This is a genomic window from Synechococcus sp. MIT S9508 (assembly GCF_047303045.1).
GTDB lineage: Bacteria > Cyanobacteriota > Cyanobacteriia > PCC-6307 > Cyanobiaceae > Synechococcus_C.
Genome location: NZ_CP138941.1, coordinates 2,285,873 through 2,299,922, shown reverse-complemented (window position 1 = coordinate 2,299,922; position 14,050 = coordinate 2,285,873). Strand labels below are relative to the sequence as shown.

The 14,050-nt window shown below is 48.7% G+C and carries 18 protein-coding genes and 1 pseudogene; 10 read left to right on the top strand and 9 right to left on the bottom strand.

The window, feature by feature from the left end; genetic code table 11:
* Window positions 1-36: 36 nt before the first annotated feature.
* From SIB42_RS12780 to SIB42_RS12770, 3 genes are all read left to right on the top strand, one after another.
* Window positions 37-192 carry a hypothetical protein gene (locus SIB42_RS12780; protein WP_156485323.1) on the top strand — a complete coding sequence of 52 codons (156 nt, stop codon included), beginning with the start codon at window positions 37-39 and terminating at the stop codon, window positions 190-192.
* Window positions 193-340: 148 nt separating this feature from the next.
* A complete protein-coding gene (locus SIB42_RS12775) occupies window positions 341-529 on the top strand; it encodes a hypothetical protein (protein ID WP_067099031.1) in 189 nt (62 codons plus the stop codon).
* Between the two features lie 186 nt (window positions 530-715).
* Window positions 716-1,150: a hypothetical protein gene (locus SIB42_RS12770; RefSeq protein WP_067099028.1), complete on the top strand. Its 435-nt coding sequence runs from the start codon at window positions 716-718 to the stop codon at window positions 1,148-1,150.
* Between the two features lie 147 nt (window positions 1,151-1,297).
* On the opposite strand, the gene SIB42_RS12765 is transcribed toward SIB42_RS12770, so the two are convergent.
* On the bottom strand, window positions 1,298-1,525 hold the full coding sequence (locus tag SIB42_RS12765; protein WP_156485322.1) for a hypothetical protein: 228 nt from the start codon (window positions 1,523-1,525) through the stop codon (window positions 1,298-1,300).
* A gap of 181 nt (window positions 1,526-1,706) precedes the next feature.
* Window positions 1,707-2,498 carry a VanW family protein gene (locus tag SIB42_RS12760; RefSeq protein WP_067099022.1) on the bottom strand — a complete coding sequence of 264 codons (792 nt, stop codon included), beginning with the start codon at window positions 2,496-2,498 and terminating at the stop codon, window positions 1,707-1,709.
* Between the two features lie 632 nt (window positions 2,499-3,130).
* Between SIB42_RS12760 and SIB42_RS12755 the strand changes: the two genes are divergently transcribed.
* Window positions 3,131-3,988: a hypothetical protein gene (locus SIB42_RS12755; RefSeq protein WP_067099020.1), complete on the top strand. Its 858-nt coding sequence runs from the start codon at window positions 3,131-3,133 to the stop codon at window positions 3,986-3,988.
* A 99-nt stretch (window positions 3,989-4,087) separates the two neighbouring features.
* Here the strand turns inward: SIB42_RS12755 and SIB42_RS12750 are convergent, their stop codons facing one another.
* Window positions 4,088-4,471 (bottom strand): hypothetical protein, encoded by a 384-nt coding sequence (locus SIB42_RS12750; protein WP_067099016.1) that lies wholly within the window; start codon window positions 4,469-4,471, stop codon window positions 4,088-4,090.
* Window positions 4,472-4,862: 391 nt separating this feature from the next.
* The gene (locus SIB42_RS12745; RefSeq protein WP_067099013.1) at window positions 4,863-5,213 is read right to left on the bottom strand and encodes a hypothetical protein; all 351 of its coding nucleotides are present in this window, start codon (window positions 5,211-5,213) and stop codon (window positions 4,863-4,865) included.
* Between the two features lie 358 nt (window positions 5,214-5,571).
* On the opposite strand from SIB42_RS12745, the gene SIB42_RS12740 reads away from it, so the two are divergent.
* Entirely contained in the window at window positions 5,572-5,778 is a 207-nt protein-coding gene (locus SIB42_RS12740; protein WP_231856520.1) for a hypothetical protein, read from the top strand.
* Between the two features lie 51 nt (window positions 5,779-5,829).
* Here the strand turns inward: SIB42_RS12740 and SIB42_RS12735 are convergent.
* Window positions 5,830-5,895 (bottom strand): annotated as a pseudogene (locus SIB42_RS12735) (hypothetical protein); the annotation flags it as partial.
* 57 nt (window positions 5,896-5,952) lie between these two features.
* Window positions 5,953-6,423: a DUF2808 domain-containing protein gene (locus SIB42_RS12730; RefSeq protein ID WP_413328096.1), complete on the bottom strand. Its 471-nt coding sequence runs from the start codon at window positions 6,421-6,423 to the stop codon at window positions 5,953-5,955.
* 735 nt (window positions 6,424-7,158) lie between these two features.
* Between SIB42_RS12730 and SIB42_RS12725 the strand changes: the two genes are divergently transcribed.
* Window positions 7,159-7,293, top strand: a complete 135-nt coding sequence (locus SIB42_RS12725) for a hypothetical protein (RefSeq protein WP_255359926.1) — start codon at window positions 7,159-7,161, stop codon at window positions 7,291-7,293.
* Between the two features lie 273 nt (window positions 7,294-7,566).
* On the opposite strand, the gene SIB42_RS12720 is transcribed toward SIB42_RS12725, so the two are convergent.
* The gene (locus SIB42_RS12720) at window positions 7,567-7,884 is read right to left on the bottom strand and encodes a DUF3303 domain-containing protein (RefSeq protein WP_067099001.1); all 318 of its coding nucleotides are present in this window, start codon (window positions 7,882-7,884) and stop codon (window positions 7,567-7,569) included.
* Window positions 7,885-8,819: 935 nt separating this feature from the next.
* Between SIB42_RS12720 and SIB42_RS12715 the strand changes: the two genes are divergently transcribed.
* Entirely contained in the window at window positions 8,820-9,119 is a 300-nt protein-coding gene (locus SIB42_RS12715; protein WP_067098996.1) for a DUF3303 domain-containing protein, read from the top strand.
* A gap of 380 nt (window positions 9,120-9,499) precedes the next feature.
* Complete coding sequence (locus tag SIB42_RS12710; RefSeq protein ID WP_197459951.1) at window positions 9,500-10,474, top strand: hypothetical protein; 975 nt, start codon at window positions 9,500-9,502, stop codon at window positions 10,472-10,474.
* Between the two features lie 22 nt (window positions 10,475-10,496).
* Here SIB42_RS12710 and SIB42_RS12705 read toward each other — a convergent pair whose 3' ends face one another.
* Window positions 10,497-10,877, bottom strand: a complete 381-nt coding sequence (locus SIB42_RS12705) for a carboxymuconolactone decarboxylase family protein (RefSeq protein WP_067098993.1) — start codon at window positions 10,875-10,877, stop codon at window positions 10,497-10,499.
* A gap of 417 nt (window positions 10,878-11,294) precedes the next feature.
* Here SIB42_RS12705 and SIB42_RS12700 point away from each other — a divergent pair, with 417 nt between their 5' ends.
* Both SIB42_RS12700 and SIB42_RS12695 read left to right on the top strand, forming a co-directional pair.
* A complete protein-coding gene (locus SIB42_RS12700) occupies window positions 11,295-12,107 on the top strand; it encodes a hypothetical protein (protein ID WP_067098990.1) in 813 nt (270 codons plus the stop codon).
* A 346-nt stretch (window positions 12,108-12,453) separates the two neighbouring features.
* Window positions 12,454-12,708 carry a hypothetical protein gene (locus SIB42_RS12695; RefSeq protein WP_197459950.1) on the top strand — a complete coding sequence of 85 codons (255 nt, stop codon included), beginning with the start codon at window positions 12,454-12,456 and terminating at the stop codon, window positions 12,706-12,708.
* 604 nt (window positions 12,709-13,312) lie between these two features.
* Here SIB42_RS12695 and SIB42_RS12690 read toward each other — a convergent pair.
* A complete protein-coding gene (locus tag SIB42_RS12690; RefSeq protein ID WP_067098980.1) occupies window positions 13,313-14,029 on the bottom strand; it encodes a Coq4 family protein in 717 nt (238 codons plus the stop codon).
* Window positions 14,030-14,050: the final 21 nt, after the last annotated feature.

Genomic DNA, 14,050 nt, shown 5'->3' with positions numbered 1-14,050 from the left:
TGCCATGACAGATGAGCACACCTGCAACTGACCACCATGCGTAAAGACGACTGGCTCAAGCTCGCCATGCCCGCATCGATCTGCTTGCTGGCGGCTTCGATCATCACCATGCCGCTGGTCTCGAATGCCTTCCCAACGTCCATCGAGGTGACTCAAGCCTGGGGCGAAAGTTGGGAGATGAGCTGCGACTGATGAAAGAACCCTCATCGATCGCCTTCGCGATCGTGTCTGGCCCTGGTCGTTCGCGCATGCAGTTCTGCCTTTTGCTGGCATCTATTACGCGATTACTCGGCGCACAATCTCACCATTGCTATGGGATGTCGTCGCACGTTTTGTCGTGATGCTGATCTCTAGCGGCGTGTTGTTACTTCTCCAGCGTTTGTCGGACGGCGGAACAGTGAACTGGATTCCTCTGGCTTTGTTCTGGGTGTTGCTCGTGATGAATGTGTTCGCCGGTCTCCTGTCTGTGAGAGTTGCCATCCGCCGAACGCAGGCAGATGCCCGTCGCCGTTTGGAAGCTCACGGTTGACTACGCGATCTAAAGCTCACCGGAATCAGGAGGGGGTCTTTCTGGATCTGGTTCCAAGTATGAACACCTGACCGCTTGAAGATGGAAGTCGTGAAGGTGTCGCAAAAGTTGGGCTTATAAATACCGAAAAAATTCGACACTAGCCTGAATCTTGCCTACGCTGTCTATAGCTGAGCGCATTAAGTGATGGGTGGCTTCACTGATAAAATGAATCTGAAATCTAGCCGGGGCAAATTATTCATTTTTCTGTTATTGCTTGGAGCTTTAGTTCCACTAATTATTAAAGTGTTCAGCCAGGATACTTATCCCTCTCTGGAGAAAGCTGAGGCTGCATGTACTTGGTGGCGACAGTCAGGCGATGTTCATGAATCACTATCACGGAAAAATGCTCGTCAAACATACGGATATGAAGTGGGGCAAGGAAGTTGTGACTATGTAGAACCCTCGCTTACAAGGAGATATCCCATGAACGGGAAGGAGCTCGTTCTATCTCGCCTCTGCGTTAATGACAAAGCAAATAATACTATCGTAGGGAAGAGAAATCTTGCAATGGAAAATGGTGAGTGGATTGAAAGGAGGAATGAAGGCACTTACGAGAAGGATAAGATATTTAAGTATTGATATTTACAGCCCTCCCCAGGTTTACATGGGTATTGAATCAAACATTCCCTCCTCAATCGCTGTGCAGCCAACCTCGGCAATGAAATCGTCTTGATAGGTCACTATCATTTCGCCTTTTTCTATGGTTCCATCGAAAAGAACAATCTCTCAGGATTGATCATGTGGAACCGCAGTCTTTGCAGGTGATATCCCGAGAGTTTTTGCTTCTTTTTCAGCACTTAGTTCTTTATTTCTCCACTGCCGGCAGACAACTGCTGTTGTCGAGCAACCAGTCAAAAGCATCGCAGTGAAAAGGATGACGGAAGACTTCATGGATTTAACAACGAAAATTTTGAACCTTCTCCATGTCATAACTGGCATATCCATCATCTTCATTTGGTTCCGATGTAAGGCCAAGTATTCGCATTGCGCCTTCCTCGGAACGGCAACTACTGATGTTACTATCTTCCAATTCCCATTTGCGACAAGCTGCTGATAATTGAATCCCAGATGAAGACTTATAACCTGCTAGTCCTAGCAAAAGAAGGGCACTTGCTAATCGTTTAACTGGAGTACGTCAGCACGGATGGTAATCACTGAAGGAAATGTAGTCGTGCCGCCATGTTGGCCACGACGGTTGTTTGACGAAGCGACTGGTACTTACCTGCCAGCCGGGATGCTGCTGGTTGGAGCTAGGCGGGACGTGTTCCAGAACCGTTGATTGGATCAGTGTCTGCAAAGGTCGAGGGCCAGGCCCAAGGATCTCGCTGTGGAGCGCATGCTCGTCCAGACGGAAGCGGAGCAGCATCTTTTCTTTGAAAGGATTACGGATCGCTAGATCCTTGGTGCTGTAAGCAATGGCTGCATCCTCTCCAAGGGCATAGAAGCGGTCTTCGCCGTAGGCATCGATGCTGTGGTTGTGGCGCTCGAGGATCCGACATCCGGCATAGAGAAACAACTGGTAGAGATTGGTCGCGAGCAGGCAGAGGCCACCGCCGGTGTCTTTGAGCACGTGACCTTTCACGAAGACCGGTCCTTCTCGGTAGCCGGCAGCCTCGTTCGGCTCTCCCAATTGCTGAGAAAGACTAAAAGCCTCCCCTGAAAGAATGAGGCGGTTGTGCAGCGAGCGGATCGCCAGCTCCAGGTTGTGGCATCGGTTAGCGCAGGTGCTGGCATCACCGCGCTTCGGGATCGGGGTGCTGATGGATTGCCAGGTTGTGCACTGCGCTGCGAAGGAATTGGCAGCGGTTTCGTCGAGTTGTCGGCTGCTGAGGCTGTGGCGAAAGGGATAGCGCCGCCAGCGGGCAATTGCTCCGCAGCCCGCCAGCCTCAATTGACGTTTCAGAGGTGCAGGAAGTCTGCGAAGCATGGCCCTTCACCAGTTCAGTCCAGACAAGCAGAGTCAGCTCAGTTCAATTGTTTGTGGCACCTGCGATCGTAAAGAATGCCACCCTCCTAAGAGAGGTCGATACTTCTCCTACCCATCCTGGCCTTCCAGAGATACAACTCTGGAGGTGCCAATTCAATCCAGGTGGTCAAATTTACAGTGCAGGGCTGAACTAGTCCATGAGTTATATAGTCTGCAGAATGCATTACCCCAGCCTATACAGACAGACCTTTCCCTTATGTTTTTCGAAATAGATATCTGTGGACTTATTGTCACTGGTTTGACTCGGTGAAAAACAGGAGATTTAGTCCTTGGACATGAAACTAGTGCTGAGGTGCTAATATCAGATTCGGACATAAACGCATAAACGTTATTTGGAGTAATAAGGTTAAGCCCTAATGTCAACAACGCCGTTGGCATTCAATGCTTCAGCTTCGTCATTTGCATTGATCTCAAAGCGGTGGAGGGTTGTTCCCTCTCGATGGACACACCTTCTCCGGCTTCAGCGTCTGACTCGATGACCCATCTCAACCAGCGCTGTGAGGTTGGTCACAGGCTGGATGGCTTAAAACTCAGTAATCAGGATCACCTCTCGGTTACGATGATTGGCATGGATGTGTGGTGATGCGGCGCCATCTTCAGACGGTCAGAATGGGGAAAATACATCCATTCACTTGAACGACGAGTTACTCAGAGAGGCAGCGGACCTAGGCATAGAGCCTTCGGAGCTAGAGAGACTGCGTACACCGGAGGAGATATACCAGGGCCTCCTCAGCCTTGGCTTACTTATCCCGAGATGGCTTTATTGGGGCAAAAATATTGAGGAAGGAATGCAAGTAGCACCTGAATTTCAAGCCCAACAGGATCAAGACCTTGCTGTAGTTAAGCAGGCATCGTTAAATTTAGCTATCGGACTGTTGCCAGTCATAGCTAATCGGTCATTGCTTACTGTTGATATTCTAGCCCCTCTTTCTTATAGCTTTGGATACTTTATGGAGGGCGCTACAGGCCAAGGCAAGACACAGGAAGAGAAGGTCGAAATCTATAACGATGCAATCCGCTGGTGCTATACAACGGATATCTTCATTGAGGTCCAAGAGAACTTAAATATAGGATGCAATATGGAACAACTTAAGGTTGCATCTGAATACCGGGAGAATCGTCATTATCCTCACGACACCTTGGCATTCGTTCTCAGAACTCTTGCCAGAGACTATGTATATAGTCAAGAAAATCGTCTGTCTGACGCCTTCAAACGAGACTATCTAGAAGCCTCCTACTGCTTAGCTACGGCTGAAGTGATACATGGTTTCACCCCTGATTGGGTGCCTGCAATGATGCATAATATCGGGATAGCCTGGTATGACACAGCAAATAAAACTGACCTCGAGGATTTCCTGGATTACTGCTTCAAGGAGGTCAAGACAATGCTTGATGTTGGAAAACAGGTGAGGGTCGAGCGTCAGTCGTAACTAAGCACGGTTACACCTGCTTCACATGGGTAACCAGGTCAACTAGATGAGAAGTACTGTGCCGCAGCTAGCCAGTGGGGGAGACTGAGTCACTTCAATTTAGTCGAGGCCAATGCGACGCAGTTCGTCTATAGCTGAGAGATTAATGGGTGCAATCAAATCAGCACTGGCCCTCACCTGACAGTGATATGGACCTCTTCGCTCAGCGCCCTGCCTTAGATCCAACTGCGGTGACGACAAACGGTTCAAGGTCACCTTTAGCCAGGGCAGACCCTCCCGTAATGAGATGGCATTCGTTTCTGCGGACTTGACTTGGGTCATCAAGATGCCGCCGTAGTCGAGTTTTACTAACGGTTCACCTCCATTGATAGGTCGGCAATTGAGTCCCTCGGGATCTCGGTCTACGACTAACCAGAACATCTGTTGGTAATAGCCCCTATGTCCTTGGACCAGTGTGGTCTGAAAGTCACCATTGACATCCATATGCGGTACATCAGCCCACTGGGCCTGGACCGCAGAGGTACACGAGCCCCCTAACCAAACCAGAGAAGTCCATCCCAATAGCTTTCTAGCTGACCAATGTCTCAATGCCACAGTTTTCGATCTCCAAAGACAACAATAGGTTGCAACACTATGCTGCTAAATACAAGATCAACTCAAATTCGAACGATGACTCCCTGACCCTTCTCCTAGGCGACTAAGTCGCAAAAGATAGTTCAGGGAAGGCTATTGAAGAAGCACCGTATATGGAGCATCCCCACTTAGTCAGGTATCACTTCCAATCGCACAATTTACGCATGTTTTTCGGTACCCAATAGCAATGAAGGTCAAGTGCGCATGCTGAAGTTAAATATACAGAATCCATTGATCAAACTCAATTCCTGGGTAGCTGCATAAATTTGCAGGGATAGGCAATGACGTTGGCCTTCCAAATAATTTCCCTTTGGTTGCCATTGGGATAAACAACAACCTGGACCCTAGGATTTTTAGCACCCTTAAAGGTAAAGTAACCTCGCTGTTGAGCAAGTCGGTTCCAGATCAAAAGCGCCTTTTCGACTGCCTTGCCAGGATCATTAGATCTTGCTCCACGATTTAAAAACTCATTGGAGCAAGTTTTTGGGATCTCGATCCTTCTTGCATTCTGAGCATTGGCGACTGTCGAGTTTGTGATCACACAGACAGAAGACAGCGCAATAGCAAGAGTGCTGAATTTGATGTTATTCATTGATTAATGGGTGAGTGGAAGCTCTCGCCTCCAATAGACACATCATCTTCGCAATCAACATCTGACTTGATGACCTGCCTCAACCAGTGTTGTGAGGTTGGTCACAGCGGTGTCACCACTTGAGCTGACAGCGTTTCCACCCGCCTGTCTTCTGCATCGTTTCCCATGCCTCGATGGCGTTGTGTCTGAGCATCCGATGAACCACAGGCTATGCCGAGTCAGCCACTGTTTTCTGAGCCATTCACCAGATGCTCACCAGATACACCAGAGCTGTGCAGCGAGTTTCACCAGAAGGGTTGAGATGTTGAAGGAGTCCAGGGGGCAGCACCCCAAACAATTCCATCCACAAGCCATGTTGATGAAATCCGCTTTCGTTTATGCCCTCGCTCTCACGCTTGGCATAGCTGCTGTCACTCATGCAAAAAAACTTTTGATCGAGCAAGTACCTCAGCAGACCATCGAAGATCAGGAATGGGTTTATCGCACTGGTCTTCCGAGGAGACGCCATCGAATGAGAACCAAGTTCAGCTATGTGGCCGAGCAGTGGGTCCGTCGGACTGTGTGACTTCGCGAAGCTGTGGCCTTCCCTCTCAGATCGAGGGAAGGATGTCACCATATCATCGTTGACCCAGCGGATCTCACCTGAATCCACATCAGCGATCTGGAACAGGTTGTGGATCTTCGGATCACGGGCATCTCACCCGCAGTGGATGACCTCGCCCATCCACCAATCCTTAGGTCACCTCTGATTCTGGAAGATCTTCATGTCAACTACGCCCACCATCTGATGGACAGGATTTGGCCCAGCTGGAATCGCCGTCACTGAAAATGTATAGAAGCCTTGAGGTGGATTCACTCCTGCTTGAAAAGCGATGGTTACGGTGTCTCCAGGGTTCACCACTGATGAAAATTTGACCTCGACTGAGCGGGCGTCATTGCTGAATTCCGCCTCGACGTCAAGTGATCTGCCTTGATGACGCGGAGTCCCTATAAATGCTTGAACAGGGACTGCTCCATATGAGAAAGCCTTCTGACCCTGGATTTGTTCAAGATTGATACCTCCGAGATCTGCACCTGCACCCTTTGGGAATTCCAGGGTTAAGTAATAAACGGCAGCACCTTGAAAGGCATACCAGCTGTAGTTAGTGAGTTTTGCCTTTGTAGGCACAGCCACAAAACTAGTTTGACCATTGATCTCCACAGCTTCCACGGATGATGCACTGATCAGCGCAGCTGCAATAAGGGTTGTACCCAGAAGACGCATCGGAAGTGGGTTGATAAGTGGATCGTTGTTGAGGTGTGCAGAACCCTGGATCACTGCCAAGGGCTTGAAGGTGGTTTATGCAGATCTGGACGAGGTCGGCACCGACAACTCACAGAAGTTATCGCTTCTGATTTACCAGCTACAGGAAATTGCAGCAAGGGTGATGGATGCCACTCAGCTGTGGCGGCGTTCTTCGCAGTCGATGGGTTGAACCCCTCTCCTGCCAATTCCCAGCTTGTAGACGGTGACAATGTCACTGTTTATCTAATGGGATCTGAAACCAAAGACTGGAACACGGTTTCATAAGGCTACGAGGTCGATAGTGCCGAAGATGTCATCTGCTACTTCTGACCTTTACCACCTGGACTGGAACCGTTTCTATGCGCCTGTTTTCTGTATGGTTTTCCATGCCTCGATGGCGTTGTTCTTGAGTATCCGTCTGACCAAGAGCTGGAGGCAGCCGCGTAATGGTCTGGTCTCCAAAATTGATCCGCTGGGCATACGCCGTTGGCTTGGCGTTGCTCCAGTTTATTGATGCTTATGTTGCAAACCGCTGACCTGAGCATTTTTGCTACCTGGCCAGGCGCCGCGGGTTGTTTATCTTTCGCGAGTTCTTAGATTCATAGGTCCCCTTTCGACAGCATTAAGCCCTGCGCTTGCAGCAGTCGGAAACGCCAATCGATGACTGACCTCACACTCAGCATTTCCGCTGCCTTGCGTGATGCACAGCTTCAGCGTCTCGAAGCGGCTCTAGCTTCAAAGGTTGCGGCCAAGACCAACACCATCAAAGACAAGGGCAATTCTGCACGCGACTGATCGTTAACTGTCGCTTTAAATCCTTGATCACAAATGCCTATCGGGTTCATCCAGTTTTGTCTGGTTTCCTCAATCGTTCTGCTGTGTAGACACTGCTTTCAATCCTGCTTGGCGTGGCACATGCCTGGGTTCTGAACAGGGTCATCGTCTTTGTGAGTGACCGAAGCAGGCGCTCTTGGCGTTCGTATGAAGACTGACTTGTTCTTGTTTTGTGGCGCACACTGGCCCGGGGTTTGGACACCCTGGGCCAGTGCTGCTGCGTGGATGGTGGATTCAGCCCATTTTTGCGAATAGCTTTTTATGACGGTCAACAATGTCTTGGCATCCGACCACTGGGGTGAAATCGATCTCGATTCCGTACTGAGCACGCCAAGGAGAGAAGTGCTCAAAAATTTGTGCATCGCTCTCAGCCTTAAAGAGTGCGGTTACACGGCCAACACCAGGCGCATGAACGCGAAACAACATCTCAAAGCCTGGAAACTTGTCAGCTTTCGCCATCTCACCTGAATCCCACAACTCGCAAAAGCTCTTGTAGGCAGCGAGCTGGCTGTCAATATCAGGAAACTGGCAGTCCGCGAGATACATCTGCACGATTGGTCAAAGCGATTGAAACCACTTCGTAGCTATCTCAGTGTGCTGAGCATCTTCACGTCACCTTCGGCTGAAAGTCCGATTCGGGTGCTGTCCAGACTCCACCGATGCCGAACAAGAACCGGCTAGCTGTTTACCGCTTCTTTGGCTTTCTCAATTTCTTTGATCAGATCTTCGATTGTTCCGGAAGATCCTTTGATTTTCTGAACTGCCCGGAGAGCTGACTCAAGACTGTCGATGAAGGTCTGGTTCTGATCAGGAAACTCAGTACCGATGAGCTTGTACGCCATTACTGAGTTCTTGAGTAACTGCTGCAGACTAATCGTTCTCACCAAGCAGCCTCACCTACGGCCTCTCTCAGGATTTCGGCGGGATGTGCTTCACCAGATCAGCCCTCGATAGGTCTTGCCTTGTGTTTCTGAGAGGGTACAAATGGTCGTAGCTGGCCATAAAAAACGCCCCTCAAGGAGCGTTTCGAGCCAGATAATCCCCATCACCAGGCCCACCACAACTAGTGGTGATGGACAGATAGTACATGCCATGTACTACCGGTGGTGTACGTCTGCACTTTCTCAAGGATCCAGAGAATTTCCTTAAAAGCGCGCTCAGCAGGTGCCTGAACACTGGATGTAGCGGCGTGTCGAGCTATGTTTCGGGACCCCATCACCAGGCCTGTCCTTGCGACGGGTTTTTTATTGGCAAAACGCCATGGGTGGAGTGGTCACTCGCTCTAGTGACTAGGCAGAGCTGAGAGTGGCCTCGTACTAAAACCGCCCCTTTCTCAAAGGGGCGGTTTGCTCGTGCCGTGTTCGGACACATTGCATTTAACCGAAGCCGCCCTTTCCAATCTGCAGTGCTGAATACTCCAATCCGAATCGCTGACGACATCCGGAAGAACGAACCCGGCCGATGATGGTACGTCTGCAAATTTCTAGATGGCACGCTTCATGATCCATTGGTGCGCCCCCGATCCCACCAACGTGAAATACACCCAGGCGATCGTGGATTACATCAAAGGCGGGAAGCCCATGGATGAATACGACGGCTTCAAGGTGCTAGCGCGTCAGATCCATCCTCACCTCGGAGGAGGCGTGCTTCTAGTGGAGGCCGACAACCTGGCAGCAGTGCAAAAGCACACCTATCCGTGGACCAAAGGACTCGGTGTAACGGCCACGATCACCCCCGGCCTCAGCGATGAGGAGTACGTCGATCTGGAAGAGAGCATGAATAGCTGAGCCAAGGCCACTAAGCCGGTGGCCTTGGCGTCCGGCTCCAAAAAACAAACTCCCCCTATTCCCAACTCTCTTCTCTTCAACTTTTGAAGCAAGAGGCAGGGACGGGTGGGCTTTTCTTTCGTAACCTCAGTTACGGAAACTCACCACTTGGGCAGGCACCGCTTCCAGCCACCTGACTTCTGCATGGTTTCCCATGCTGTGATGGCGTCGAGACGAAGCATTCATCTGATATTGCTAATTATGTAATCTCATCTTTTTGATTAGTATTATTGTAGCAGTATTTTGGGGTATTGATGTGTCTCAAATCTTTTGCTTCTGCGATTATTGGTTGAGAGATCATAGCCTCATGGCTAAATTTAGAATGCTTTTTTCTTGTCTCTTTGAGCTTCTTTATTGAGCCTGGATCAGTTGCTGTTGTGGCTCGGGGGCTTCTGGGGACTGTTTCGACGTCTCAGGGGCCATCTCAGGAGCAATTGCGGCTACTTCAGTCGTTGCTGGATTATTTGTGGGACCGCCCCGACCTTAATATTCATACATTAAGTCCAATTAGCTCTTTCGAGCTTGCACTTACTATTACCGACCAATCCACTCGGAGAGTTTTTCATAATTTGCAAATGATGCTTGAATTGTCTAGGCACCCTCAGACAGAAGAACAACTTCGTCTTGGCGAAGTTTATTCCGAATCTCTTGGTGTGACGAGTGACGCATTGCAAGTGACCCGAGATTATTTGCATTCTGGTGTTAGAAAAGCTGCTGAGGATGCAAATCGCATATTCTATAAATTTCTACCATTGAGAAGTGAGCCTGAACTTGCAGGGCTAGATTTATCATCTATTGATAACGGCCATGAATTAGCAAAGAGAATTGAATCGTTCTCTGATTTACCCGAAATGAGTCTTGGCTGGGCATTAGTTTACTACTATAAGCGCTTTGGTTTTCCTGTTCCAGGGTCTCAATTATGTGAGCTAAATAGTCTGTATGTCGCTCATGATATGACGCATGTAATTTCTGGCATCTCAATTACTCCTGCTGGAGAAATAGCATTAAGTGCCTTTCAGCTTGCCATGGGCCCTAATCAAATTAATGAAAGCGCTCTTTTGGCATCATTAATTACTCATGAGGCGGGTTTTGTAAGTGTTAATCCAACCCTTCGTCCTGACGATGCAAGCCTCGATAACTCTTCCGCCGCACATTTGCTTTCGAGTGAGATGGCCAGAGGGAGTTGCTGCAATGGTGACTTTTCTTTGGTTGATCACTTCCAGCTTGCGCATCTTCCTCTGTCAAGAGTGCGTAAGCAGTTCAATGTTTTGCCGCCCAAAAATTCTGACGATGGTCACCATTTTCTTTGGTCGTGATAAGGAGCCAAAGATTCGCTTGTCATAGGCCTTCGATTTCCTCGAAGACCTCTTGAGCTGCTAAAAGCGCATTAGTCGCAGCAGGAAAGCCGCAATAGGCAATCATTTGGGTGATGATTTCAAGGATTTCTGATTTGTTGCTTCCTGTGTTCAATGCGCCCTTTATATGGACCTTTAGTTCTGGCAGCGAAAAGCCTTGGACTGTCAACGCTGCCACCGTGCAAAGCTCACGTGTTTTGTCGTCAATAACATCCCTTCGGTATAATTCACCAAATGGGAATTCTACATTTACCTTCGCGAACTCAGGGTAAATATTGTGGATTGCCTTAATCCATTTTTCAGCAGCATCGCCAAAATGCTTTTGCATTTCTTGCATGCCCTGGATGTATTCTGCTGATGCCATTTGTATTCGCTGTTGTGTGTGGTTAGTTAATGGTGGTCAAAGCCCAATATCCCCTTGATTGGCTCTTTGGTGTCTTAGACCAGTAAGACCTTGAATTGTTTTTGGGCCATCGGTTCAAATTGACTTCTAAAGTCATAGCAACGGTATGCGTTGCGTAACCCGTGGTCACATGATGCTTGGCGCGATACACGTTTCCATCAAATGACCTCCGGACGCGGACCCCAGTGCGGATCGTCTTCCCCACCGAAGAACGGTGTTGTGTGAACGCTCAGCGAGGGAAGCTTTGCAGCTTCACGAATGACTCGCTCATTGCGCATGCTCCATAACTCGTCGTTGAGACCCGACCGTTTTCATGGCGTTGTGGCGCATCATGCTGTTGATTTGCATAATTCAGATGAATAACATGATGGAAAGGGAATGAAAGTGCCGCCTATAGTCCGCAATCTGCTGATTGGAGTGGGTTCATTTGCAGCATTGGTAGCGATTGTTGCAGCTATCATCTTTCAAGCCACTTCTGGGTTGACAAAAGTAGCCGACAGTTTTTTTGAGGCACTGAAGAAAGGGGATACGGATCAAGCATTGAAGTATTTTTCAGAGCAAGCATTGAATCAATCTTTGAGAGAAAATCTTGATGATTTTCGCGCCGACAACTCGCTTGCCGATCTGAAAAACCTCAGCTGGTCGAATCGTTCTATCTCTATTCCAGATAGTGGTGAATTGACAGGAACGGTTAATCTCAAGAACGGACAGAATGTTCCTCTAACGATTTCCTTTATAAAGGATGGAGAGGATTGGAGGATTTATTCGATCAAGAAAGAAGCGGCTGGAATCGTTGATGGTGTTGACGAAAAGGAATTGCCAAGTGAGGAGAACCTGATCCGCATATCTAAAAATACTACAAAACGGTTCGTGAACGTGATCAAAACCAATGATTTTTCATCCTTCTATGGTGCGATCTCACATATGTGGAGAATGGAGACAAGCCCGGAAGAGCTTTCTAAGGCGCTCGAGCAATTTCGCCGTGTTTATGAGACCCAGCCCGCTTCTCATCAATATTTTGAATCTTTGATGAACATGCAGCCGATATTCACACCCAAGCCATCAATTAGTGGAAATAGTGTCCTTACGATCTCTGGTAATTATAATATAGAGCCGGAGTTCGTCTTCACTTATAATTATGTATTCGAAGGTCTGGGTTGGAAATTAGTTGGTCTGAAGGCCAATTTTTGATTTGTCAAAACTTCCAGTGTGTTTTGGTCGTCGGACAGTCATTTCCGTCATTCTCAGGGTTTTCATAGATCTGGATTCCCAGTGCCAATACCGTTGCAAAACTGGGGCGTGAATGATGGGGAGCCGACCAGCTCTGAAGCTGCGGAGCTGCCCCTTCTTGGCGATGAGGAGCTTGCTGACACCCTTTTCTGGTGCGTGCAGGTCGACGAGTATTGGTTGGAGCTTTGCCGACAGATGAAATGTTGTAGCGAGAGATGTTAAAACCAGAGTTCATGCGCATAAACCAACAAGGCTTGAAACCATGAAACACGTAGCTTTGGGCTTGATTTGCATTCTCACCACTGCAATGCCGGCCATTGCTTGGGAACCTGGCGATGACTGGCGGGATAACCAATGCGAATCGGTTATCGATGGAGCCGACAGGGTTGCCAATGTCTGCAGGGGTGTTTACGGGAGGGGAGAAGTGTTTTTAGGGATTTACTGGAATGACGGAGCTGAAGTTGTAGGCCCCTGCAACGCAACTGAAAGCTGGCCTATGGAGTACCGCGGCTTATCACGTGCCGATGCTTATGACTGGCTTGTTGAGTATTGCGGCTGGTGAGCAACCCATGCAGAGCGATGGATTGAACTATTCTCTCTAGTCACTTGGTCAACGACAAACCTGCTCAAGCATGGCTAGGCCGACTGATCCGAAAGGCGGTGAAAACCAGTCAGCTGTTGTTCCATCACTGAAGTGCGCCCTAGTTCGACCTGCATCACAGTCGGCTTCGACTTTCCAGACACTTCCATCAGACGATCGGTGCTCAAAAAAGACTGGTGAGATGACCCTCACGGATTCACAACGATTGGCGTAGCAACTCACATCCACCCAATGTCTCATATTCCTCGCTTCAGCAGGAAGGAGAGTGCACATTGGCAGAGCTAAAAAACTGAAAACAAAAAGCCTGTTCATTGTGATCTCAGCGCGTGGTCTACATCTATATAGCTGTCTCTGAAGGGGGCTTGGGTCCTTTCCTGAGTGGCACTGCATCTTCTAGATGCTCATGTCTCAGGCGTGCCAGTTGCCCTTTGCTCTCGGATTGTCGATCGCTGCTTGGTTGTTTGCCTTCTTGGACTCCCACAACAACGACCATCACAAGGGCAAGTATTGCAATCATCCCTATCTGCAGAATCCGCACCATTGCTATCAGTGAGGATCAGAGGTTTTAGTTGTAGAAATTTGCCAAGTACTCCTGGAATGGAGACGATTTCATTAACTCTGTGACACCCAGTTCGCTCTGCCAATGGATGATCGACTTTTCCCAGCCGTCTTCCCAACGAGGCGAGAAAAGTTCAGGCACCTTTTGACCAACTGCAATCCCGAAACCGATTCCATCCCAGATCAATTGACGCTCACTCGGTTCGTAGGAACCACGCAGCATCCATGAAGATAGAATTCCAATATCAATAGGGTTCGACCCAGTACTCGCATAAAATGCCGATGCAGCAGCTTCTCCGGCAACTGTGATTGGTAGGCCAAGAACTGTATGGTGTATTTCATGACAACGCAATGTCCTGCTTATAAAGTAAGCCTCATTAGATTCTGGTTCAGGAAGTTCTGGTAAAGGTAAAAAAGAAAGTCCAAGCTTCTCCATGCGTTGTTGTAAACACCATCCAAGGCTTCCTTTGGGCATTGCTGCCATCTCTTCAAGATCTGGCCATGCTTGGGAAGGTCGATTATTAAGCAGATCCTGAACCTTGGGAGAATTCAGGACCCTTTCAAAACATTCTTTCTGCAGAGTAGTGCCTGCTGGAATCCCAAAATATCGACCATGTTTTAGTACTTTGTCGGGTTCCTTTGCTGTCTGCAAAATGGATACCGCTAGCTTTGTAGCACCCTCAGAGAATGATGAACGTACGTAGTGCTGTTTATTTGACTTCATTGCATTAAACCGTCTTCGATA